The 21,382-nt window shown below is 69.3% G+C and carries 23 protein-coding genes; 9 read left to right on the plus strand and 14 right to left on the minus strand.

The features are described from left to right. The coding region (locus ACXJLU_RS27175; RefSeq protein WP_457336377.1) for a hypothetical protein at nucleotides 1-193 on the plus strand (193 nt) is incomplete at its 5' end. Between the two features lie 37 nt (nucleotides 194-230). On the opposite strand, the gene pstS is transcribed toward ACXJLU_RS27175, so the two are convergent. Further along, nucleotides 231-1,292, minus strand: a complete 1,062-nt coding sequence (pstS, locus tag ACXJLU_RS27180) for a phosphate ABC transporter substrate-binding protein PstS (protein WP_457336379.1) — start codon at nucleotides 1,290-1,292, stop codon at nucleotides 231-233. A 259-nt stretch (nucleotides 1,293-1,551) separates the two neighbouring features. Between pstS and ACXJLU_RS27185 the strand changes: the two genes are divergently transcribed. Beyond that, a complete protein-coding gene (locus ACXJLU_RS27185) occupies nucleotides 1,552-1,806 on the plus strand; it encodes a hypothetical protein (protein WP_047506047.1) in 255 nt (84 codons plus the stop codon). A 10-nt stretch (nucleotides 1,807-1,816) separates the two neighbouring features. Here ACXJLU_RS27185 and ACXJLU_RS27190 read toward each other — a convergent pair whose 3' ends face one another. Continuing rightward, complete coding sequence (locus tag ACXJLU_RS27190; protein ID WP_457336381.1) at nucleotides 1,817-2,920, minus strand: ROK family transcriptional regulator; 1,104 nt, start codon at nucleotides 2,918-2,920, stop codon at nucleotides 1,817-1,819. 123 nt (nucleotides 2,921-3,043) lie between these two features. Between ACXJLU_RS27190 and xylB the strand changes: the two genes are divergently transcribed. From xylB to ACXJLU_RS27210, 4 genes are all read left to right on the plus strand, one after another. After that, a complete protein-coding gene (xylB, locus tag ACXJLU_RS27195; RefSeq protein WP_457336383.1) occupies nucleotides 3,044-4,516 on the plus strand; it encodes a xylulokinase in 1,473 nt (490 codons plus the stop codon). 21 nt (nucleotides 4,517-4,537) lie between these two features. After that, nucleotides 4,538-5,851: a xylose isomerase gene (gene xylA, locus ACXJLU_RS27200; protein WP_457336385.1), complete on the plus strand. Its 1,314-nt coding sequence runs from the start codon at nucleotides 4,538-4,540 to the stop codon at nucleotides 5,849-5,851. Between the two features lie 144 nt (nucleotides 5,852-5,995). Beyond that, nucleotides 5,996-6,283 (plus strand): hypothetical protein, encoded by a 288-nt coding sequence (locus tag ACXJLU_RS27205; RefSeq protein ID WP_457336387.1) that lies wholly within the window; start codon nucleotides 5,996-5,998, stop codon nucleotides 6,281-6,283. A gap of 40 nt (nucleotides 6,284-6,323) precedes the next feature. After that, nucleotides 6,324-7,442 (plus strand): NAD(P)/FAD-dependent oxidoreductase, encoded by a 1,119-nt coding sequence (locus ACXJLU_RS27210; protein WP_457336389.1) that lies wholly within the window; start codon nucleotides 6,324-6,326, stop codon nucleotides 7,440-7,442. 3 nt (nucleotides 7,443-7,445) lie between these two features. On the opposite strand, the gene ACXJLU_RS27215 is transcribed toward ACXJLU_RS27210, so the two are convergent. From ACXJLU_RS27215 to ACXJLU_RS27225, 3 genes are read right to left on the minus strand one after another with little or no spacing between them, the layout of a single operon-like run. Continuing rightward, nucleotides 7,446-8,186, minus strand: coding sequence for an arginyltransferase (locus ACXJLU_RS27215; RefSeq protein WP_073468583.1), 741 nt, complete (start codon nucleotides 8,184-8,186; stop codon nucleotides 7,446-7,448). Further along, a complete protein-coding gene (aat, locus tag ACXJLU_RS27220; protein WP_457336391.1) occupies nucleotides 8,183-8,989 on the minus strand; it encodes a leucyl/phenylalanyl-tRNA--protein transferase in 807 nt (268 codons plus the stop codon). Before aat ends, ACXJLU_RS27215 begins: the two co-directional genes overlap by 4 nt. After that, entirely contained in the window at nucleotides 8,958-9,950 is a 993-nt protein-coding gene (locus ACXJLU_RS27225) for an XdhC family protein (RefSeq protein ID WP_457336393.1), read from the minus strand. Before ACXJLU_RS27225 ends, aat begins: the two co-directional genes overlap by 32 nt. Nucleotides 9,951-10,144: 194 nt before the next feature. On the opposite strand from ACXJLU_RS27225, the gene ACXJLU_RS27230 reads away from it, so the two are divergent. Beyond that, nucleotides 10,145-11,161, plus strand: a complete 1,017-nt coding sequence (locus ACXJLU_RS27230) for a hypothetical protein (RefSeq protein ID WP_457336395.1) — start codon at nucleotides 10,145-10,147, stop codon at nucleotides 11,159-11,161. Nucleotides 11,162-11,244: 83 nt separating this feature from the next. Here the strand turns inward: ACXJLU_RS27230 and ACXJLU_RS27235 are convergent, their stop codons facing one another. From ACXJLU_RS27235 to ACXJLU_RS27265, 7 genes are all read right to left on the minus strand, one after another. Next, the gene (locus ACXJLU_RS27235; protein WP_457336396.1) at nucleotides 11,245-11,427 is read right to left on the minus strand and encodes a hypothetical protein; all 183 of its coding nucleotides are present in this window, start codon (nucleotides 11,425-11,427) and stop codon (nucleotides 11,245-11,247) included. A 161-nt stretch (nucleotides 11,428-11,588) separates the two neighbouring features. After that, entirely contained in the window at nucleotides 11,589-12,227 is a 639-nt protein-coding gene (locus ACXJLU_RS27240; RefSeq protein WP_073468602.1) for a DUF3299 domain-containing protein, read from the minus strand. Nucleotides 12,228-12,241: 14 nt separating this feature from the next. Then, nucleotides 12,242-13,528, minus strand: coding sequence for an ABC transporter permease (locus ACXJLU_RS27245; RefSeq protein WP_457336399.1), 1,287 nt, complete (start codon nucleotides 13,526-13,528; stop codon nucleotides 12,242-12,244). Continuing rightward, nucleotides 13,525-14,250 carry an ATP-binding cassette domain-containing protein gene (locus ACXJLU_RS27250; RefSeq protein WP_457336401.1) on the minus strand — a complete coding sequence of 242 codons (726 nt, stop codon included), beginning with the start codon at nucleotides 14,248-14,250 and terminating at the stop codon, nucleotides 13,525-13,527. Before ACXJLU_RS27250 ends, ACXJLU_RS27245 begins: the two co-directional genes overlap by 4 nt. Continuing rightward, the gene (locus tag ACXJLU_RS27255) at nucleotides 14,244-14,786 is read right to left on the minus strand and encodes a DUF2796 domain-containing protein (RefSeq protein ID WP_457336402.1); all 543 of its coding nucleotides are present in this window, start codon (nucleotides 14,784-14,786) and stop codon (nucleotides 14,244-14,246) included. The genes ACXJLU_RS27250 and ACXJLU_RS27255 overlap by 7 nt, the downstream gene beginning before the upstream one ends. Nucleotides 14,787-14,866: 80 nt before the next feature. Further along, complete coding sequence (locus ACXJLU_RS27260; protein WP_457336404.1) at nucleotides 14,867-15,214, minus strand: hypothetical protein; 348 nt, start codon at nucleotides 15,212-15,214, stop codon at nucleotides 14,867-14,869. 28 nt (nucleotides 15,215-15,242) lie between these two features. Beyond that, nucleotides 15,243-15,842 carry a hydrolase gene (locus ACXJLU_RS27265; RefSeq protein ID WP_457336406.1) on the minus strand — a complete coding sequence of 200 codons (600 nt, stop codon included), beginning with the start codon at nucleotides 15,840-15,842 and terminating at the stop codon, nucleotides 15,243-15,245. 50 nt (nucleotides 15,843-15,892) lie between these two features. On the opposite strand from ACXJLU_RS27265, the gene ACXJLU_RS27270 reads away from it, so the two are divergent. Continuing rightward, nucleotides 15,893-16,531 carry a TetR/AcrR family transcriptional regulator gene (locus ACXJLU_RS27270; protein WP_457336408.1) on the plus strand — a complete coding sequence of 213 codons (639 nt, stop codon included), beginning with the start codon at nucleotides 15,893-15,895 and terminating at the stop codon, nucleotides 16,529-16,531. A 22-nt stretch (nucleotides 16,532-16,553) separates the two neighbouring features. Here the strand turns inward: ACXJLU_RS27270 and ACXJLU_RS27275 are convergent, their stop codons facing one another. Continuing rightward, complete coding sequence (locus tag ACXJLU_RS27275; protein ID WP_457336410.1) at nucleotides 16,554-16,772, minus strand: hypothetical protein; 219 nt, start codon at nucleotides 16,770-16,772, stop codon at nucleotides 16,554-16,556. A 171-nt stretch (nucleotides 16,773-16,943) separates the two neighbouring features. On the opposite strand from ACXJLU_RS27275, the gene ACXJLU_RS27280 reads away from it, so the two are divergent. Then, the gene (locus ACXJLU_RS27280; protein WP_457336412.1) at nucleotides 16,944-19,487 is read left to right on the plus strand and encodes a response regulator; all 2,544 of its coding nucleotides are present in this window, start codon (nucleotides 16,944-16,946) and stop codon (nucleotides 19,485-19,487) included. 323 nt (nucleotides 19,488-19,810) lie between these two features. On the opposite strand, the gene mltA is transcribed toward ACXJLU_RS27280, so the two are convergent. Beyond that, nucleotides 19,811-21,382 (minus strand): murein transglycosylase A (gene mltA / locus ACXJLU_RS27285; RefSeq protein ID WP_457336414.1); only part of this gene is annotated, 1,572 nt, incomplete at its 5' end.

Consider the following 21,382-nt stretch of genomic DNA (forward strand, 5'->3'; position numbering starts at 1 on the left):
TGGGCTGGGGGCGATTTCTGGGGCGACGAAGAAGATCGGCTTTGGGGATGGTGCGCGCCAGCGCACTTCGTGRACATACTCATCGGCACTGTTTGACCACAACGAACGAAGTGAGTGGAGGGAGTTTGCCGATGCATCCCCAAAGCCGATCTTCTTCGTGGAGTCGGCCCCCGGGCCGACCGCCCCGGCATGAGCCGCCAGCCCATCCCCTCACCCCCCGCGCGACGCGACTAGAAGTTCATGTACTGAGGCGCCTTCCCATCCTTCGCACGAACACCCGCGAAGCGCGCCGTCAACCGGGCCTGCAGGTTCACCGGCAGCGGCGCGAAGCCGGTGCCGCGTGTCAGGTCGTCGCCATGCATCAGGCACCAGTACAGGAAACGCATGCCCTGCGCGGCGCGGTCGGCATCGGCCGGTTCGGCGTCGAACAGCACGAAGCTGGTCTGCGTGATCGGCCACGCGCCGCTGGCCGGGCGGTTCATCAATGACGCGAGGTCGTTGCCGCTGCGCGAGACATCGCTGTCGAGGATCGCCGCGCGAAAGCCCGCTTCCGACGCGGCCACCGCGACGCCCGAGCCGTTGACCAGCCGCACCGCCGCGAGCTCGTCCTTCACGACGCGGTCGTAGCTGACGTAGGCGATGCCACCCTCGGCACCGTCGAGCGCCTTCACCATGCCGTCGTTGCCCTCGGCCGTGGTGACCTGCCCCGGCCACTTCGGCGCCTGGCTGGTGCCGATCTCGGTCTTGAAGGCGGGTGACACCTCCGACAGGTAGCGCGTGAAGCCCTCGGTGGTGCCGGAGCGGTCCGCGCGCACGATGCGCTGGATGCGCAGCGCCGGCAACGCAATGCCCGGGTTCTGCGCCGCGATGCGCGCATCGTTCCACTTCGCGATGCGCGCGGCCATGATGTCGGCCAGCAACTCGCCGGACAACTGCAGCCGGTTCGCGCCGATGCCCGGCAGCTTCACCACCGGCACGATGCCGCCGATCAGCATCGGCACCTGCACCAGCTTGCGCTTCGTCAGCTCGTCGGCGGGCAAGGGCGTGTCGCTGCCGCCGAAGTCGACCGCGTGCGCGCTGATCTGCTTGACGCCGTCGCCCGAGCCGGTCGCCTTGTAGCTCACGGCGGCACCGGCGTTCTGCTGCTCATACGTCTTGGCCCAGCGCTCGTAGACCTTGGACGGGAACGAAGCGCCGATGCCGCGCACCTGCGCGAACGCGTTCGTGGTGGCGAAGGCGAGGAGGGAGATCAGGCCGGCGAGGGCGGCATGGCGAAGGCGGATGGTGGTCACTTCGGAAAAGCCGTTGGTTACTGCGAGGGCGCGACGATACATCGAACGCGTGACAGCGCGCCCATCCCCAATGTGGGGGATGCCCGAGCGTGAACTGCGTCGCACCAGCGCGCACTTCAACACGCTGTTACCCGCAACACGGTCACGTAACAGGCGCGCATGGAAGACTTCTGCGCACTTGAGCACATGGGGTTCCTCAAGCCGGCTGCAAAACGGCCGAACTTGCACGAACCTCTTCCGAATGTTGTTGGAGCCTGGAATGGACCTCGAAACCTCTGTCGTCGACTCGCAGACCCTGCGCCGCCACCTGATGGCACCGAACCCGATGCAGCGCGCGATCGCACTGCACGCGCTGGAGGTCGAGGTCGAGCGGCTGCCGGCCGGCGACCGCTCGCTGGGCAACGAGGTCGAGAAATTCGTCTCGCGCGGCATCCCGTTCTATGCGCTGAACGACCCGCATTACTGCAGCTGGGTCGGCAAGGCAGCGTCCTATTGGGACAAGCTGCACGCTTGAGCGTCTGCGCTCAGCCGTAGATCGGCCTGAGCATGCAATGAAGCACGTAGGCGGCACCGCCCACGGCCGTCGCCAATGACCCATACCGCGCAATGCGGATCTGCGGCGGCGCGATCCCCGCTTCCGCCGCGAACTGCTGCACCGCCGACAGCGCCGGGTCGAGGAACTCGCCACCGCGTTCGACCGTCTCGCCGCCGAGCACGATCACCGTCGGGTTGAAGGTCATCCACACGTTCTGGATCAGCACGCCGAGGTAGGCCCCGGCGCGCGCCGCATCCTCGGGCGTCGCGATGTGCCGCGCGCCGATCAAGGCCTCGGCGCAGCCGCGCCGCCCGCAGGAACACATCGGCCCGCCCATCTGCAGGATGGTGTGCCCGACCTCGCCGGCCAGCCCGCTCGCGCCGCTGAACAGCCGGTCGTTCAGCACGATCCCCGCACCGACGCCGATGCCGCAGCTCAGGAAGATCAGCGGATCGTCGGCCGGCCCCTCGCCGAATTCGAACTCGCCGATCGCCGCCAGGTCGGCCTCGTTCTGGTAGTAGATCGGCACGTCCAGGCCCGCGGCCGCCGCCTCGCCCGACAGCCGCTTGCCCAGCTCCACGTCGCGCCAGCCGATGTTGGGCGCGAACTTCAGCACGCCGGCCCGCTCGTCCACCGCGCCGGGCAGCCCGACGCCGATGCCCATCAGCCGGTAGTGGCGCTCCTTGACCTCGGCCGCGAGCGACAGCACCTGCTCGATCAGCTGATGGCAGGCCTGCTGCGGCTCGAGCGAGCGCAGCGGCGTGCGCTGCGACTCGATCACCTCGCCGTTGATCGTGACGGCGGCGGTCTGGATCGCGTCGATGCCGAGCTCGGCGCCGATCAGCGCCAGCCGCTGGCTGTTCAGCCGCAGCGGCTTCGGCCGCCGCCCGAGGCTGCCGGTGTGCTGGGCTTCCTCTTCCAGCAGCCAGCCTTCGTCGATCAGCTCCTTCGCGAGGATGCTGATGGTCGACTTGGTCAGCCCGCTGTGCGTGGACAGATCGGCCCGCGACAGCCCGGGCTCCTCGCGCAGCAGGCGCACCAGCGCCATGCGGTTGATGCGTTTGACAAGGTGCTGGTCGCCGGTGAGTGTCATGCGGCGCATTGTCGCCACCGACCCGGCCCGATCCCCCTTCGGGAAAGCGAGTGGTGTATTTTGTTTGTCCGATGAACTAAAGTGGCGGGCGTTGCCCCTCACGGCTTTGCGCCGCCGCTCGCCATGTACCTCGGAATCGACCTCGGCACCTCGGAAGTCAAGGTCCTGCTGCTGCAGGACGACCACCGCATCATCGCCACCGCCGGTGCGCGGCTCACGGTGTCACGCCCGCACCCGGGCTGGTCCGAGCAGGACCCGGCCGACTGGTGGGCTGCCACCGAGTCCGCGGTGGCCGCGCTGCGCGCGCAGGCGCCGGCCGAGTTCGCGCGGGTGCGCGGCATCGGCCTGTCGGGCCAGATGCACGGCGCGACGCTGCTCGATGCCGACGACGAGGTGCTGCGCCCCGCCATCCTGTGGAACGACGTGCGCTCCGCGGCCGAATGCCTGGAGCTGCAGCGTCGCCTGCCGGCGCTGCCCGAGATCGCCGGCAACCTCGCGATGCCTGGCTTCACGTCGCCCAAGCTGCTGTGGGTGCAGCGCCATGAACCCACGCTGTTCGAGCGCACGCGCTGCGTGCTGCTGCCCAAGGACTGGCTGCGCCTGAAGCTCACCGGCGAGAAGGTCAGCGAGATGTCGGACGCGGCCGGCACGCTGTGGCTCGACGTGGCGCAGCGCCGTTGGTCGCGCGAGCTGCTGGCGGTCAGCAACCTGAGCGAGCAGCGCATGCCGCGGCTCGTCGAGGGCAGCGCGGTGTCGGGGCAGTTGCGCGACACCCTGGCCGATGCCTGGGGCCTGCCGCGCGGCATTCCGGTGGCCGGCGGGGGCGGCGACAACGCGGCCAGCGCGGTCGGCATCGGCGCGGTGCGGCCGGGCGAGGGCTTCATCTCGCTGGGCACCAGCGGCGTGCTGTTCGTCGTGACCGACCGCTTCCGCGCGAACCCGGCCTCCGCCGTGCATGCGTTCTGCCACGCGGTGCCGAACCGCTGGCACCAGATGAGCGTGATGCTGTCGGCCGCCAGCTGCCTGAGCTGGGTCACCCAGCTGGTCGGCGCGGCCGACGAGGGCGCGCTGCTGAAGGATGTCGGCGCGCTGGACGCGGCCGGCCAGGCGGCCGCGCCGCTGTTCCTGCCCTACCTCGGCGGCGAGCGCACGCCGCACAACGACGCGAAGGCCCGCGGCGTGTTCTTCGGCCTGTCGCACGACACGACGCCGGCGCACCTCGGCTGGTCGGTGCTCGAAGGCGTGGCCTTCGGCATGCTCGACGGGCTGCATGCGCTGCAGGCGGCCGGCACCGAAGTCGGCCCGCTGACGATCGTCGGCGGTGGCTCGCGCAGCCCGCTGTGGGCGCAGCTGTTCGCCACGCTGTACGGCGTGCCGGTGCGCACCGTGCATGGCGGCGAGGCCGGTGGCGCGCTGGGTGCTGCACGGCTCGCGTGGCTGGCCACCGGTGGCAGCGAGGCCGACGTGTGCCTCGCGCCCGAGCTGAACACCGAGTACCTGCCCGAGCCCGCCGCGCGCCGCGATGCGCTGCTGGCCCGCCACGACCGTTTCAAGACGCTGTACCCGACGCTGCGTGCCGCCTTTGCCGCAGCCTGACCTTCACCAGGAGACATAGCCATGACCGAATTCTTCAAAGGCATCGCCCCGATCAAGTACGAAGGCCCGGAGAGCGACAACGCGCTCGCCTTCCATTGGTACGACAAGGACCGCGTCGTGCTCGGCAAGCGGATGGAAGAGCAACTGCGCTTCGCCGCCTGCTACTGGCACAGCTTCGTGTGGGACGGCCGCGATCCGTTCGGTGGCGACAGCTTCCAGCGCCCGTGGCACCAGATCGCCGATCCGCTCGAGCAGGCGCGCGTGAAGGCCGACGTCGCGTTCGATTTCTTCAGCAAGCTCGGCATCCCGTACTACTGCTTCCATGATCGCGACGTGGTCGCCGAAGGCAGCACGCCGCGCGAAAGCGTCGAGTGGCTGCGCCGCACCGTCGACCTGCTCGGCGAGAAGCAGCAGGCCACCGGCGTGAAGCTGCTGTGGGGCACGGCCAACCTGTTCTCGCACCGGCGCTTCATGTCGGGCGCGGCGACCAACCCCGACCCCGAGGTGTTCGCGATGGCGGCGCTGCAGGTCAAGGAGGCGATGGACGCCACCGTGCGCCTGGGCGGTGCCAACTACGTGATGTGGGGCGGCCGCGAGGGCTACGAGACGCTGCTGAACACCGACCTGAAATCGGAGCTGCAGCAGATGGGCCGGCTGCTCGCGATGGCGGTCGACCACAAGCACAAGATCGGGCTGAAAGGCCCGATCCTGATCGAGCCGAAGCCGCGCGAGCCGACCAAGCACCAGTACGACTTCGACGTCGCCACCGTCTACGGCTTCCTGAAGACCTACGGCCTCGAGAACGACGTGAAGGTCAACATCGAGGCCAACCACGCGACGCTGTCGGGCCACAGCTTCGAGCACGAGATCGCCACCGCGGCCGCGCTCGGCATCTTCGGTTCGGTCGACATGAACCGCGGCGACATGCAGTGCGGCTGGGACACCGACCAGTTCCCGAACAACCTGCCGGAGATGGCGCTCGCGATGTTCCACATCCAGCGCGCCGGCGGCTTCACCAGCGGCGGGCTGAACTTCGACGCCAAGGTGCGGCGCCAGTCGATCGATGCGGAAGACCTGTTCCACGGCCACGTCGGCGCGATGGACCTGTGCGCCCGCGCGCTGCTGGCGGCCGAGCGGATGATCCAGGAAGGCCGGCTCGAATCGGCGGTGCAGCAGCGCTACGCGGGCTGGCGCGGTGCATTCGGCCAGCAGGTGATCAAGGGCGAGCTGACGCTGGACGCGGTGGCCCAGCGCGTGCTCGACCGCAACTCCGACGTGCAGCCGAAGTCCGGCCGCCAGGAGGCGATGGAGAACCTGCTGAACCGCTACGTCTGACCCTTTGGGGGCGGGCCAGGGAACTGGAACGCCCCGACCTGCCACTCAGCGTGTTTCCGACCTGGAGCGCGCATGGGTGCATCAATGGCAACGACCGTCGCAAGCACGGACGACTCCGCTGTTTTCAGTGGGCTCGAGATGGCCATGCAACTGCGGCACGCGGTGCTGGCCAGCGATGTCGACGGTGCGATGGCACTGATCCGCCGTTTCATTGCCGACGAGCGGCTGGGCTGCGCCGACAAGGCCGATTGCCTCACCGACGGCCTGGAGTGCCCGCACGGGCTGCAGTGCCTGATGGCGCCGCTGGCCTTCGGTCGGCTGAAGTCGCAGCTGGAAGACCTGTGCGACGAATTGCAGCGGCCGGGCGAGATCCGTTTGCAGCGGCAGCTGCGCCACCTGGTGGACGTGACGCCGGCGCGCGGCCCGCACTGAGCACCGCTGCGGCATCGCCACGGTCTGGCGACAATGCCGCATGGACCGTGTCGAAGCAGTGGTGGTGGGGGCCGGGGTCGTCGGGCTGGCGGTGGCGCGTGCGCTCGCGATGCGGGGGCTCGAGACGCTGGTGCTCGAACGCGAGAACGCCATCGGCACCGGCATCAGCTCGCGCAGCAGCGAGGTGATCCACGCGGGGCTCTACTACCCGGCGGGCTCGCTGAAGGCGCGCTTGTGCGTGGCAGGCAAGCGTCAGCTCTACGCGTTCTGCGAATCGCACGGCTTGGCGCACCGCCGCTGCGGCAAGCTGCTGGTGGCGACCGACGCGGAGCAACTGCCCGGGCTGCAGGCCTTGCAGGCGCAGGCGGCAGCGAACGGCGTTGACGACCTCGTGCTGCTCGATGCGGCGCAGGCGCGGGCGATGGAGCCGGCGCTCACCTGCCTGGCGGCGCTGTGGTCGCCGTCGACCGGCCTCATCGACAGCCACGGGCTGATGCTGGCGCTGCAGGGCGATCTGGAGCGGCACGGCGGCATGGTGGCGCTGGCCTCGCCGGTGCAGGCGAGGCGCGCATCACCCGGCGAGCACGTCATCGAGGTCGGCGGTGAGCAGCCGATGGCGTTGGCGGTCCGCATCGTCGTCAACGCCACAGGGCTGTGGGCGCCTGCACTCGCGCAGTCGACCGCCGGCCTGCCGCCATCCGCCCGACCGACGGCCCGCTTCTGCAAGGGCAACTACTTCTCGCTGGCCGGCCGCGCACCGTTCTCGCGCCTGATCTACCCGTTGCCGCAGCGCGCCGGCCTGGGCGTGCACCTGACGTTGGACCTGGGCGGACAGGCGCGCTTCGGCCCGGATGTGCAATGGCTCCCCGACGAAACGCAGGCGCCGATCGACTACACCGTGGACCCGGCGCGCGCCGACGCCTTCTACGCCGAGGTGCGCCGCTACTGGCCGGCGCTGCCCGACGGCGCGCTGCAGCCGGCCTACAGCGGCGTGCGGCCGAAGCTCGTCGGCCCGGGCGAGCCGGCCGCGGATTTTCGCATCGACGGCCCGGCCGAGCACGGCGTGCCGGGGCTGGTGAACCTGTTCGGGATCGAATCGCCGGGGCTGACGGCGAGCCTCGCGCTGGCTGACGAGGTGCTCAGCCGCCTGGGCGCCTGAGCATCACTCGCGGGGCGCGTCGCGCCACTCGCCGTCGACCAGCACCTCGTGCGGCCGGAAGTCGGCCTTGTAGGCCATCTTGTCGCTCTCGCCGATCCAGTAGCCGAGGTAGACATGGCGCAGCTTCAGCAGCCGCGTCTGCTCGATCTGCCACATCACGTTGTAGATGCCGTAGCTGGTGCGCGGCTCGGGCTCGTAGAAGGTGTACACCGCCGACAGCCCGTCGTTCAGGATGTCGAGGATCGACACCATCTTCAGCGCGCCCAGCCCGTCTTCCGACGGCTCGCGGAACTCGACCAGGCGCGAATTGACGCGGCTCTGCAGCAGGAACTGGGTGTACTGGTCGATGCTGTCGTTGTCCATGCCGCCGCCGCTGTGGCGGCCGGCCTGGTAGCGCAGGTAGAGCTGGTAGTGCTCCGGCACGAAGCACAGCCGCAGCACGCGCGCCTGCAGCCCCTGGTGCTGCTTCCAGGCGCGGCGCTGGCTGCGCGTCGGCTCGAAGCCGGCCACCGGCACCCGCAGCGGCACGCAGGCGCGGCAACCATCGCAGAACGGCCGGTAGGTGAACATGCCGCTGCGCCGGAAGCCGTTGGCCACCAGGCCCGAGTAGGCATCGGCGTGGATCAGGTGGCTGGGTGTCGCGACCTGCGAACGCGCCATCCGTCCGCCCAGGTAGCTGCACGGGTACGGCGCGGTGGCATAGAACTGCAGCGAGGCGAGCGGAAGCTCTTTCGGATGGGTCACGGACGGTCCTGCACGGGGGCGCCAGGATCCAGCAGCGCCCACATCGAACGATCATAGGACCATTCGCGCACCGGGGGCTCCCTGAGTCTGGGGGGCAAACCGGTTTCGAATTGTTCGCGCGGAATCTCTCGCGCCCCGAGCGACGCCAGGTGCCCGGTGCGCTGCTGGCAGTCGATCAGCGTGATGCCGTGGGCCCGGCAGAACGCGACCAGCCCCGCCACCGCGATCTTCGACGCGTCGGTGACGTGCGAGAACATCGATTCGCCGAAGAACATGCGCCCGAGGCACACGCCGTACAGGCCGCCGACGAGCTGCCCGTGGATCCAGGTCTCGACGCTGTGCACCGTGCCGAGCGCATGCCAGCGGCAGTAGGCCTGCACCATCTCCGGCAGGATCCAGGTGCCGTCCTGGCCCTCGCGCGGCGTGCCGGCGCAGGCGCCGATCACCGCGGCGAAGTCGCTGTCGATGCGCAACTCGCAGCCGGGATCGCGCGCGAAGCGGCGCAGCGTCTGGCGCAGCGAGCGCGACAGCTTGAACTCGTCGACCGGCAGCACCATGCGCGGGTCGGGCGACCACCACAGCACCGGCTGGCCTTCGCTGTACCACGGGAAGATGCCGTGGGTGTAGGCCTCGGTCAGCCGCTCGGGCGTCAGTTCGCCGCCGGCCGCGAGCAGGCCGGGGGCGTCCGAGCCGGCAGGCAAGGCCAGGCGCGTGTCGGGCAGCGGTGTGCGGGCGTCGCGCAGCCAGGGGATCAAGGCGGCAGCGCTCCGGTCAGGCGGGCAGCGTGGCGCCGGCGCCGGCATCCACCGGCTTCTTCTGGGTGACGCCCACGCCATGCCGCACCGCGATGATCTCGGCCAGGATTGACACCGCGATCTCGGCCGGCGAATTGCCGCCCAGGTTCAGCCCGATCGGGCCGTGCAGGCGGTCGATCTCGGCGGGAGACAGGTCGAACATCGCGAGCCGCTCGCGGCGTTTCGCGGTGTTGCTGCGCGAACCGAGCGCGCCGACGTAGAACGCGGGCGATTTGAGCGCTTCGAGCAGCACCATGTCGTCGAGCTTCGGGTCGTGCGTGACGGCCACCACGGCGCTGTGCGGGTCGAGCTGCATCTCGAGCGCCAGGTCGTCGGGCATCGCCTTGCTGAACTGCGTGCCGGGCACGTCCCAGGTGAGGTGGTATTCCTCGCGCGGGTCGCAGCAGGTGACTTCGAAATCGAGCGCCAGCGCCATCTGCGCCAGCACGCGCGACAGCTGCCCGGCACCGATCACCAGCAGCCGCCAGCGCGGGCCGAACAGCGCGCGCAGCCGGCGGCCGTCGAACGCGAAGCCGTCGCCGCGCGACGCGGCCTCGATCTGCACGGCACCGGTGTCGAGGTCGAGCAGGCGGGCGACCAGTTCATGCCGCTGCGTGCGTGTCAGGATCTCGTCGACCCAGCCGGTGCCCTGCAGCGGTTCCTGCACCAGCCGCAGGTTGCCACCGCAGGGCAGGCCGAAGCGGGCGGCTTCTTCCTTCGTGACGCCATAGGTGATGAGTTGCGGCCGGGCGACGCGCTCGCCGGTGCGCACGCGTTCGATCAGGTCGTCTTCGACGCAGCCGCCGGAGACCGAGCCGACCACCAGCCCGTCGTCGCGCATCGCGAGCAGCGCACCGGGCGGCCGCGGCGCCGAGCCCCAGGTTTCGAGCACGGTGACCAGCCAGACGGCGTGGCCGGCGGTCCGCCACTGGCGGGCCTGGGTAAGGACTTGCAGGTCGAGGCTGTCCATGGCGGCGTGGGGTACAGGAGAGGCGCGATCCTATCGCGTGGGCGAATCGGTTGCCGGAGGCATCGCGTTGACCAAGCTGTTGTCAATGTCTGCCGTGGCGCACGTCATGCACCGTACATCAGAACGTTGAGACGTTTCTGCATCAGGGGTGACTAACCAGTTCTCATCAAAACCTCAGCAAGGATTGAAATTCCATGAATAGAATTGGCCAGAATTTGCGCCCAACACACTCCTCATCGACCGATAGTTTGTATTTCGCCCGCCGAGTTCATGATCTGCGAAGGAAATTCAATGCTGCAAAAGACTATGAAAGTCTGCGGGGTCTGGTGGCGTTGAAAGACGAAATGCGGGAAATCTCCTGCTCATCGAGCCCCCAAGCGGTCGAGTTGGTCGTGGATTGGTTGAATTCACTGTGGGAGGTCTACAAAAAAAATTCTCCTGACAGGGAGGACATTTTCTGCGATGTATGTGAATTGATGGAATTGAGTGCTGAGCAACCATTGCTAGGCGCATATTCGTCGTCGCAATTCCAGAATGTTGGCGAGCTATTGATCGCCGTGCGACAGCATGCGACGGAGCCGCAACTTCAGGCCATGGAGGATTTGCTGACGCGCTTTGCGCATAGAGAAGCGTCAGAATCTGGTCCGTTGATCAGCAGCTGCGAAGGTTCGAGCCCATTGATGGAGAAAATGCGCCGGGCCGTCGATAGCTCTGATCCGATGGCTGTGATTCGCATCGGAAAGGAGGTTGTCAACAGCAACTTGGAAGCTTGCGAGAAATTGTCTATTCTGAAACAGATGGATTGTATTCAGTGGAAGAGTGATTGGATTATTTGTAATAATTCTGTCTTGGTGCGTCGCGAATTTAATAGATTGGTCTCTATTGTTCGAGAATCAATCGATGGTTCAGGTCAAGCGCCGGAAATTATCTTGCCCGTGCCCGTGCCCGTGCCCGTGCTGCGTGCTGAGATCCCGAAGGATTTCGATTATTTCAGGCGCCGCATGAACACGGCGCTCTCTGGGGCTCATGCACAGCACGCTCTGGAGGTGACGCGCGAAATAGTAAACAGCAATCTGGAGTTTGAGGATAAATATAATATCTTGTATGCAATGGGGCTGGGGGTGCTCGATCCGGAAGTGAGCCTTCAAGGTTATCTGTCTGAGTTGGCAGAGTTCAAGAATATTCGCGATGAATGGATGAAAAACGTTTAGGAAAGGGTGGCTTCAGCAAGTGAGCAATAGCAGAACTGCTGCTTCTGCGCCAGCAAACTGGCGAAGAGGGCGTGGGCGGATGTTCAGAGGTTGCCGGCGTCTACGCGCTTGCCGATCACCGTCACGGCCGGCATCTGGACCACCGGCAGGCGGGCTTCGGCGCCGGCTTTGGCGCGGGCCGCGGTGTGGGCTTGCGCCGCGAAACCGAGCGACGCGGTGGCGAACAGGGCGAAGGCAAAGGCGACGGCGGAGAGGCGGCTGGTCATGGTGGGCTCCTGGTGTGGCGTGGTGGGCAGCAAGGGGGCTGCGATGGAGTGGACTCTAGGAGTCCGCCCCTCGCACGCCCAGCGGCTTGCGACCAACTGCCGGAAAGCGGTGACCAGCTGCGGTGCCGGCCGATGGCCCCCATCCACAACTCACCCACAACTCACCGGCTGCGCCGATACGCCTCCGTCACATCCCCCTCCATCCGGTACCCCGAGGTCCCGAGCGCCGTGTCGCTGAAGGCCGCGTGGATCGTGCCGCTGACCCACAGCGCATCCATCGTGCGCACGCCGGCCAGCGGCTTCGCGAGCTTCACGTGGATGGTCTGGTTGGCCGGCGGCGGCGGCACGTGGATGCAGGCGCCGAAGTAGGGCACCAGCAGGAACTCGCGCAGCTGGTCGCTCTCGCCTTCCAGCGGCACGACGAAGCCGGCGATGCGCACGCGCTGCTGGTCCATCGCCGCATTGGTCGGCGCGTTGTTCCAGGCGCGCTTCAGCCGGTCGAGCGCCGCCTGCGCGCGCGGGTCGCCGTCGCCGAACATCCGGAAGCTCAGCGCCTGCACGTCCTTCATCGGGTCCCAGTCCTTCGGCGTCAGGTCCTCCCAGGTCGTCAGCTTGTAGCCACCGGCCACCGCGGCGCTCGCGGCGCGTGCCGCGACCGCGGGGGCCAGCTTGTCGCCGATGCGGTAGTCGGCCGCATCGGTCTTCGGGCTGTCGGGCACCTTCGGGCCGTCGGCCGCATCGCTGCAGGCGCCGCACAGGGCCAGCAGGGCCGCGAGCACGCCACTCCAGATCGTCTTCATCAGGATTCCTTTCATCACAGGCGCGGCGTCAAGCCGTCCGACAACGACAGACGGCAGGCCCGCCACGCCGGCAGCACCCCCGCCACCAGGCCGGCGGCCAGCACCAGGCCGATCAGCTTCCATTCGCCCACGCCCGACACGCCGGGCGCCGGCGCGCTGCCGAACTGCCCCTGCAGCCACGGCCCGGCCAGCAGCGACAGGCCGGCCAGCAGCGCGAGCGCGGCCGCGGTGCCGAGCCCGGTCGCGCCGACGCTCTCGGCCACCAGCAGCGCCGCGATGTGGCGCGGCCCTGCTCCCACCGAGCGCAGGATCGCCAGCTCGCGCCGCCGCTCGTTCAGGCTCGCGAGCACCACCGCCACCAGCCCGGCCAGCCCGACCACCAGCACCAGCGCCGACACCGCGAGCAGCGTGCGCTCGACGATGCCGACCACCTGCCACAACTGGTCGAGCGCGACGCCGGGCAGCACCGCGAGCAGCGGTTCGCCGTCGAACTCGTTGATCTCGCGCTGCGCCCGGAACACCGCGCCGCGCTGGTCCAGCCCGACCAGCACCGCGGTGATCGTCTTCGGCGTCAGGTCGAACTTGCGCACCACATCGGGCGCGATCGCCAGGCCCGGGATCGGCGCACCACCCTGCCAGTCGAGGTGGATCGCCTCGATCGCCTGCAGGCTGACGTGCACCGTGCGGTCCACCGGCGTGCCGGTCGGCGCGAGGATGCCGACGATGGTGAACGGCTTGTCGGCATGCTCGGTCAATCCCTCTCCATTGTTGCCACCGCCGCTGCCGTGACTCAGCGTGATGCGCTGCCCGATCGCGTAGTGCAGCGAGCGTGCCACCTCGGCACCGACCACCGCCTCGAACACGCCGTCGACCGTGCCGCTGAAGGCGCGGCCTTCGGTCACCACGAGCGGCCGCCGGTAGCCGTAGCGGAAGTGCTCGAAGTAGCCGGTGCTCGTGCCCAGCACCGCGAAGCCCCGGTGCGAATCGCCGAGCGACAGCGGGATCGTCCACGCGACCCCCGGCCGTTTCGCCAAGGCCTCGGCGCTGCTCCAGCGGATGTTGTTGGTCGCCTCGCCGAGCCGGAACACCGCGTACAGCATCAGTTGCACCGGGCTCGTGCGAGCGCCCACCACCAGGTCGGTGCCGGACACCGATTGCGCGAACGCCTCGCGCGCCGCGAGCCGGCTGCGCTCGACGCCCAGCAGCATCGTGACCGACAACGCGATCGCGGCGATGGCCAGGCCGAGCGTCGCGCGGCGGTTCCAGGCGCTCGCGAACGCGATCTTCAGCAGCGGCTTCATGCAGCCTCCTGCTGCAGCGTGGCGGCGCGGTTCAGCTCGGCCAATGCCACCTCGCGCGTGAAGTGCGCGGCCAGCCTCCGGTCATGGCTGACGAACAGCAGCGTCGCCTGCGCGGCCGCGCACTCGCGCAGCAGCAGCTCGATGAAGCGCTGCTGCGTGGCTGCGTCGAGGGCAGAGGTCGGCTCGTCGGCGATCACGAGCTCGGGCCGGCCGAGCAGCGCACGCGCCGCGGCCACGCGCTGCTGCTGGCCGACCGAGAGCTGCGTGGCCGGGCGCGCGAGCAGCACGCGCGGCAGGTCGAGCGCCTCCAGCAGGCGGCGTGCCTCGTGCGCCAGGTCGCCGTCGGAGGCCGACAGCGCCCGCTGCGCGCGCAGCGCCGAGAAGCGGCACGGCAGCAGCACGTTGTCGAGCACGCTCAGGTAGGGCACCAGGTTGAACTGCTGGAACACGAAGCCGACGTGGTCGACGCGGAAGCGGTCGCGCGCCGCGCCGGGCAGTGCCGACACGACCTGGCCGAGCGCGGTCACACGGCCGCTGTCCGGAACCAGCACGCCGCCCAGCAGCCCGAGCAGCGTGCTCTTGCCGCTGCCGCTCGGGCCGTGCAGGAAGACGCGTTCGCCGGGCTGCACGCTGAAGTCGTCGATGTCGAGGCAGGGCGGCAGCGCGGGCTTCCAGCGGAAGCGCAGCTGCTGCACCTGCAGGATCGGCGCGGTGCTCACCATGTGACGCTCCGGCGGCCCGGCAGCAGGTCGAGCGCGCGCTGGCCCGACGGCGCGGCGACCTGCACCTTGAGCCGGCGCAGGCCGGGGAAGTGGCGCATCAGGTCGACGTCGACGCCGGTCAGCGCCTGCGGGGTGTCGCAGGTCCAGCTGAAATCGGCATCGAGGTCGGCGTGGCCGTCGCCATCGGCTGGCGTTGTCTCGATGGATTCGCCGAGCGCGGCCGATGACGCGAGCCGCACGCCGGTCGCACGGCAATGCGCCGCGGCGGCCGGCGTGAACACGCTGGCGGTGTCGCGCAACGTTCGCGCCATCTGGCGCACTGCCGTGCGTTGCGCGTCGGTGCGCGGTGCGTGCTCGAAGCCGAGCAGGTTGTCGAGCGGACTCTCGAGGCTGATCTGCAGTTGCGGGTCGTCGACGACGATGCGCAGTTCGGCGACGCCGTGCACATGCGCGCCGGGCTCGTGGGCCTGGGTGTGAACAGCGGCAAAGGTGGAAGCCAGCGCAATGCAGGCTGGCAGCAGGGAATGAATCTTCATGACGCGTGTATCCGGTGGGCCCGCGGCGACAGCGCACGGGCAGGCACAAAGGCACGCGGCCCAGCGGCCGCGGCGCAGGTTCAGGACAGCGTCGAAAGGGGAGGGGCGCGACTCAGGTAGGCCGACTCGAAGCGCGCATCCCGCGCGGTGACCGGTGCGGCCGCGGCCAGTTCGAAGCGAGCCGACGAGCCGGTGGGTGTCGCCACCTGCGGCGTGGCCGGGTGGTCGAGCTGGGCGAAGGCCAGGCACTGCGCGCACAGCGCGTCGATGTCAGTCGCTTGGGCCGAACTCGCGTGGGACGAGGCCGCCGCCACCGATTGCCGCTGGTGGTCCAGCGCATGCCCCAGCACATGCAGCACCGCCTGCTGCTGGCTGAACACCAGCAGCAGCGCGAGCAGGGCGCGCCAGACGACACGGGAAGCGGACATGGCCGACAGTATGACGGCGCGTCGAATGTCAGACCGTGTCGGTCGGTGTCTCCAACAGCTGCGCCGTGCGGCGCACATGGCCGAGCCGCGGCATCACGTACTGCATCGACGCCCGGTGCGGCTCGGCGAGCTGCGCGCTGCACACGTCCTCGGCGATCACCAGTTGGTAGCCGAGCTCCCAGGCGGCACGCGCCGTGCCTTCGACGCCGATGTGCGTGACGATGCCACCCAGCACCAGCGTCGTGATGCCGCGCCGGCGCAGCTGCAGGTCGAGCTCGGTGCCGTGGAAGGCATTCCACTGGCGCTTGACGATCTGCAGATCGCCGGGCGCGCTCGGCAGTGCCTCGGGGTCGTCCCACCAGTGCGCCGGCAACCCGCCGGGCGGCAACGGTGCCGGCTGGTCGGTGGTCTGCGTCAGCAAATCGGAGAAGCCGGCATGCCAGCCGACCTTCACGCGCACCACCAGCGCGTTGTACGCGTGGAAGCGCTCGGCCAGCGCGGCGGCGTTCGCAAGCACCGTGGCACTGTCGTGCGGCGCACGGCCGAAGCCGACGATGCCTTGCTGGAGGTCGATCAGCACGAGCGCGGTGCGGGCGGGGTCGAGAAACTTGGAGTCAAGAGATAGCATGGGATCCTTCAGGGCCTGATATGTGAGGGTGTCCTCGCAAAATTAATTCTATGAGGAAGTCCTCACAAAAGTCCAGCGTGCTCGACGAGGGCGAAGCCGCGCCCGTCGAGCGTGTGCGCCGCCAGCGCGGGCACCAGCGCGTCGAGGTGCTGCTCGCCGCCGCGGCCCAGGTGTTCGACGAGAAGGGCTACGACGCCGCGACGATGACCGAGATCGCGGCGCGCGCCGAGTCGTCGATCGGCTCGCTCTACCAGTTCTTCCCGACCAAGCCCGGCGTGGCGCAGGGCGTGATCGCGCTGCAGGCCGATGAACTGCGGCAGCGGCTCGCGGCGATGGCCGAGGCGAGTGCCGGCTGGGATGTCGATGCGCTCAGTGCGCGGCTGGTGGTGGCGCTGATCGAGTTCCGCGCGGCCCACCCGTCGTTCGCGCGGCTGGTCGATTCGCCGGGCGCGCCGGCCGCGCAGGTGCAGGCGGTGCGGCAGGCGATGCGCGTGCAGCTGGCCGAGATCCTCGCGCCGCATGCGCCCGGGCTCACGAAGGCCCGGCTCGCCGCGGTGGCGGTAGCGGTGCAGCAGGTGATGAAGGCGGCGGTCACGCTGAACACCGAGGCGGCGCCGGGCACGCGCGCCGCGCTGGCCGAGCTGAAGGAGATGCTGCGCGTCTATCTGCGCGCGGCGCTGCAGGCTTGAACCCGGTCTGAATCGATCTGAATCAGGCGGCCAGGTCCAGCCACAGATCGACCTTCGGCGCGTTCGGGTCGCGCGGTTTCCGCCGGCGGTTCTTCAGGCCGTTGCCGAAGGTGGCGATCGGCGTCGTGATGCGGCGCAGGTCGTCGAGCACCGCATCGGTCGGTGGCGCCAGGCGCGTCGATGTCACCGGCACCGACGTTGCCGTGAAGAGTTCACGCGGCAGGAACAGGGAGTCGCTCATGGGGGCCTCGCTCGTTCTGTGATCACGGCCACGAGTTTGCGGCCGGCGTGCTTCAGCGGCGCTTCGCTTCGGGTTTCATTTGTTGCGCGGTCCGCGACTTCCGGGCATAACGGTGAGGCGCTCAAGCAAACACACGCACAGGCCGGCATGCCGGCCGATCAGGGAGGTGGCGTGGGGACAAGCCATGACGTCGCCGTGCCGGTCATCGGGCACGACTCAGCGGCCGTATCCGACGACGACGGCCCGGCGTTCCTGCCGGACCAGGCGGCGAGCCCGGCGCAACGCCGGCGCGCCACGGCCATCATCGCGGTCTCCGCGCTGCTGTTCATGGCCTTGGCACCGTTTGCAAAGGTCAAGCTGGCGCCATTCCCCAGCTTCATCGCGCTCTACGAGACGGCAGTCGTCGTCAACGACCTGATCACGGCCGTGCTGCTGTTCGGCCAGTCGCGCGTGCTGCGGGCTCGGCCGCTGGCGGTGCTGGCGAGCGGCTACCTGTTCGCGGCCTTGCTGGTGGTCGGCCATGCGCTGAGCTTTCCGGGGCTGTTCACGCCGGAAGGCCTGCTGGGCGCGGGGCCGCACAGCACCGCGTGGATCTACCTGTTCTGGCACCTCGGCTTTCCGCTGTTCGTGCTGGCCTATGCGTGGCCGACGCGTGGGCCGTCGCAAACGCCGCGCGTCGAACGGCAGCGGCCGTTCACGGTGCCGCTGTTCACCGTCGCGCTGGCGTTGGCCCTGATCGCGCTGGCGACGGTTGGCGCACCGCTGCTGCCGGCGGTGATGCAGGGCTCGCAATCGACGCCGCTGTTGCGCGGCATGGTCGGGATCATCTGCGTCGTCACGGTGCTGACGCTGGGCCTGTTGTGGAAGCAGCGCCGCCCCTCGGTGCTCGACCGCTGGCTGATGGTGGCGCTCTGCGCCTGGCTGTTCGACACCGCGTTGTCCGCGATGCTCAACGGCGGCCGCTACGACCTCGGCTTCTACGCCGGCCGCCTGTACGGCCTGCTGACCTGCAGCGTCGTGCTGTACGAGCTGCTGCTCGAGAACGGGATGATGTACGTGCGCCTCGCGCAGGCACATGCCGACGAGCGCCGGCGCGGCCGCGAGCTGGCTCAGGCGCGCGACCAGGCGCAGGCGGCCGATGCGGCAAAAAGTTTGTTCCTCGCGAGCATGAGCCACGAGATCCGCACGCCGATGAACGCCATCATCGGCCTGACCCAGCTGGTGCTCGACGGCCGGCTCGACGAGCAGCAGCGCGGCCACCTCGCCAAGGTGCAGACCTCGTCGAAGGCGCTGCTCTCATTGCTCAATGACATCCTCGATTACTCGAAGGCCGAGGCCGGCCGGGTGGTGCTGGAGAGCGAGGAGTTCAGCCCCGAGGAGACGATCGAGAACGTCGGCAACCTGTTCGCCGTCAAGATCGAGGAGGCCGGGCTGGAGCTGGTGTTCGAGATCGACGAGGCGATCCCGCAGCGCCTGCTGGGCGACTCGCTGCGGCTGACGCAGGTGCTGAACAACCTGGTCGGCAATGCGATCAAGTTCACGTCGCGCGGTGAGATCGTCGTCAGCGCTGCGCTGCTGTCGCGCGACGAGAGCGGGGTCGAGCTGCGCTTCGGCGTGCGCGACACCGGCATCGGCCTGACGCCGGAGCAGGCGGGGCAGCTGTTCCAGGTGTTCAGCCAGGCCGAGCGCAGCACCGCGCGCCGCTACGGCGGCACCGGGCTGGGTCTCGCGATCTGCAAGCGGCTGGTCGAGCTGATGGGCGGCACGATCGAGGTCCGCAGCACGCCGGGCGAGGGCAGCCTGTTCACGTTCAACGCGCGCTTCGGCCTGGCGCGCGAAGCTGCCGAGCGCATCGACCTGCATGCGATCCGCGGCATGCGCACGCTGGTGCTGGACAACCAGCCGACCGCGCGCGTGGTGCTGCAGCAGGTGCTGCAGAGCTGGCGCTTCCAGGTGGGCAGCGCGGCGTTCGCCGCCGACGCGCTGCACAAGCTCAAGCGTGCCGAGGGGCAATCGCCGTACGAGCTGCTGCTGCTGGACTGGCGATCAGCGGATCTCGAGTTCGTGCACCAGGCGCGGCGCCTGATGGCCGAGCGCGGTGCGCCGGAACTGGCGATCGTCGCGATGGCGACGCCGCACACGCTGGAGCGGGTCAGCGAGGCGCTGGGCGGGCTGCCGCTGACGGGCGTGCTGAGCAAGCCGGTCACGCCGTCGCGGCTGTTCGACACGGTGGTGCGCCTGCAGCGCGGCGACCAGGCGCCGAGCACGCCGGCGGTGTCGCGAACCGCCGGCTATGCCGAACAGCTGAAGCCGCTGCGCGGCGCGCGCGTGCTGCTGGTCGAGGACAACCTGGTGAACCAGCAAGTGGCGCTCGCGTTCCTGGCGCTCGGCGAACTGGAGGTGACGGTCGCGAACAACGGCCTGGAGGCGGTCGAGTGGGTGCGCAAGGCGCCCTTCGACCTGGTGTTGATGGACATGCAGATGCCGGAGATGGACGGCCCGCAGGCGACGCGCGTGATCCGCCAGCTGCCGCAGGGCGCCGAGCTGCCGATCATCGCGATGACGGCTGCGGCGATGGACGAGGATCGGCAGGAGTGCTTCGCTGCGGGCATGAACGCGCATGTCAGCAAGCCGATCGATCCGCAGGATCTGGTTGCGGCGCTGCTGGAATGGGTGCCTGATTTTTCGCTGGGTGTGGCGCGGCGCGGCGGGTGAGGGGATGGGCTGGGGGCTCATGCTGGGGCGGTCCGCGCCCCCCACCCGGGGGGCGCGGACTCCACGAAGAAGATCGGCTTCGTGGGTGCATCGCCAAACTCCCGCCACTCACTTCGTTCGTTGTGGTCAGACAGTGGCGATGAGTCAGTCTACGAAGCGCGCTGGCGCGCGCCACCCACGAAGCCGATCTTCTTCGTCGCCCCAGAAATCGCCCCCAACCCATCCCCTCACCCGCCGCTAACCACCAGCGGCTCTTGTTGGGGAAAAAGACTGAAGTGACCTACGAGCACGCGAGCGAACGTGCCTTTGCCGCGGCAACGGAATCAGTCCGCCTCCGAGCAAAAATCTCCGTCTGCAACGAGGCACTGCCCCGGCTCGCTGTCCGATGCGATCGCCCCGCCACGCGTGACGATCCGGCTGCTCGACAGCCGCTTCGCCTCGGCCGTCGGCAACAGCACCCACATCTGCCCGCGGTGCTTCGTGCTGCGGGCGTTCTGCCCGGCCTCCGAGCCGAAGCCCCAGAAGTAGTCGGCCCGCACCGCGCCGCGGATCGCGCCGCCGGTGTCCTGCGCGAACACCAGGCGCTGCACCTGGATCGCCGAGCCCGACGGCGCCGGCGCGCTGAGGAACACCGGGTAGCCGAGCGGCGTCACCCTGGGATCGACCGCCACCGATCGCCCCGCCGTCAACGGCACGCCCAGCGCGCCTTGCGGCCCTTCGCTGGCCGGCCGGTCGGCCACCGGCTTGAAGAACACATAGCTGGGATCGGACACCAGCCGCCCCTGTGCGACCCGCGCCAGGGGCTTGGCCGACGCTGCTGCAGCGGCCGGCTTGGCACCGCCCAGCAGCTGATCAACCAGGCTGTCCGATGCGCCACCGCGCGGTGCGGCCGCCGCCGGCACCGCCTTGCCGCCGCGCGTGACGACCGGCGCTTCCTCCGCAACCGCGTCATCCTCCAGCACGAACTCCTGCGGCTGTTCCGCCGCCGCACCGGTCCCGCGTGTGACGACCTTCGTGCTCTTCACCGCCGCCACCCGCAGCGGCTTGAACGGGTGCCCGTTCTGCTCGGCGTACTGCACCCGCAGGATGCTGCCGTCGGGCAGGCGGATGCGACCCGAGCCCTGCACCTGCATCGCATACAGCGCCAGACCGTCGGCGACCCACGCGATCACCGGCGCGCCGATGTCCTGCGGCAGGTTCAGCGCCTCCAGCTCGGCACGGGTGTAGTAAGGCTCGGCGCGCGCGCCGGACCCGCTGCCGGCCAGCCGCACCCGCAGCCGGCGGTCACGGTCGTCCAGCTCGAAGCGGCGCAGGTCCATCGCGTAGCTGCCGGCTTGCGGCGCCGGCAGCACCACCAGCTGGTTGCCGTCCGGCCGCACCGCGATCACGCCGCGGCGTTGCGCCTTCGGCACCCGCGACCAGTCGATCGTGTACAGGTCGCGCGGCACGCCCAGCACCGGCACGTTGTAGACGGCGCTGCGCTGGCGCTGGCCTTCGAGCAGCGGCTCGAAGTAGCCGGTGATGTCGCCCTCGCGGCTCGCGTCGGTGTTCAGGATGCGCAGCAGCGAGAAGCGGCTCTCGAAGAAGCCGCGTATTGCCGTCGTTCCGGCTGCGGTGTCTCCAGCCGGCACGCGCCGTGACGCGTCGCAGATCTCGCGCCATTCGTCGCGCTTCTGCAGCACCTCGCACGAATTGCGGAACGCACCCCAGCCGGCGCGCAGGTCGTCCTGCTGCCAGCCCGGCAGCTCGTCGAAGTTGGCGAGCTTGAAGACGGCGTTGCGGGTGCGCACCTCGCTCGGTGCCGCCACCCGCGCGACCCCCGATTTCGGCGTCGCGACGCCCGGCGTGCCGCCCGCATTGGCCAGCGGCGCGGGGGCCCCGGCCGAGGCCGTGCC

Source organism: Rhizobacter sp. P5_C2, assembly GCF_054049715.1.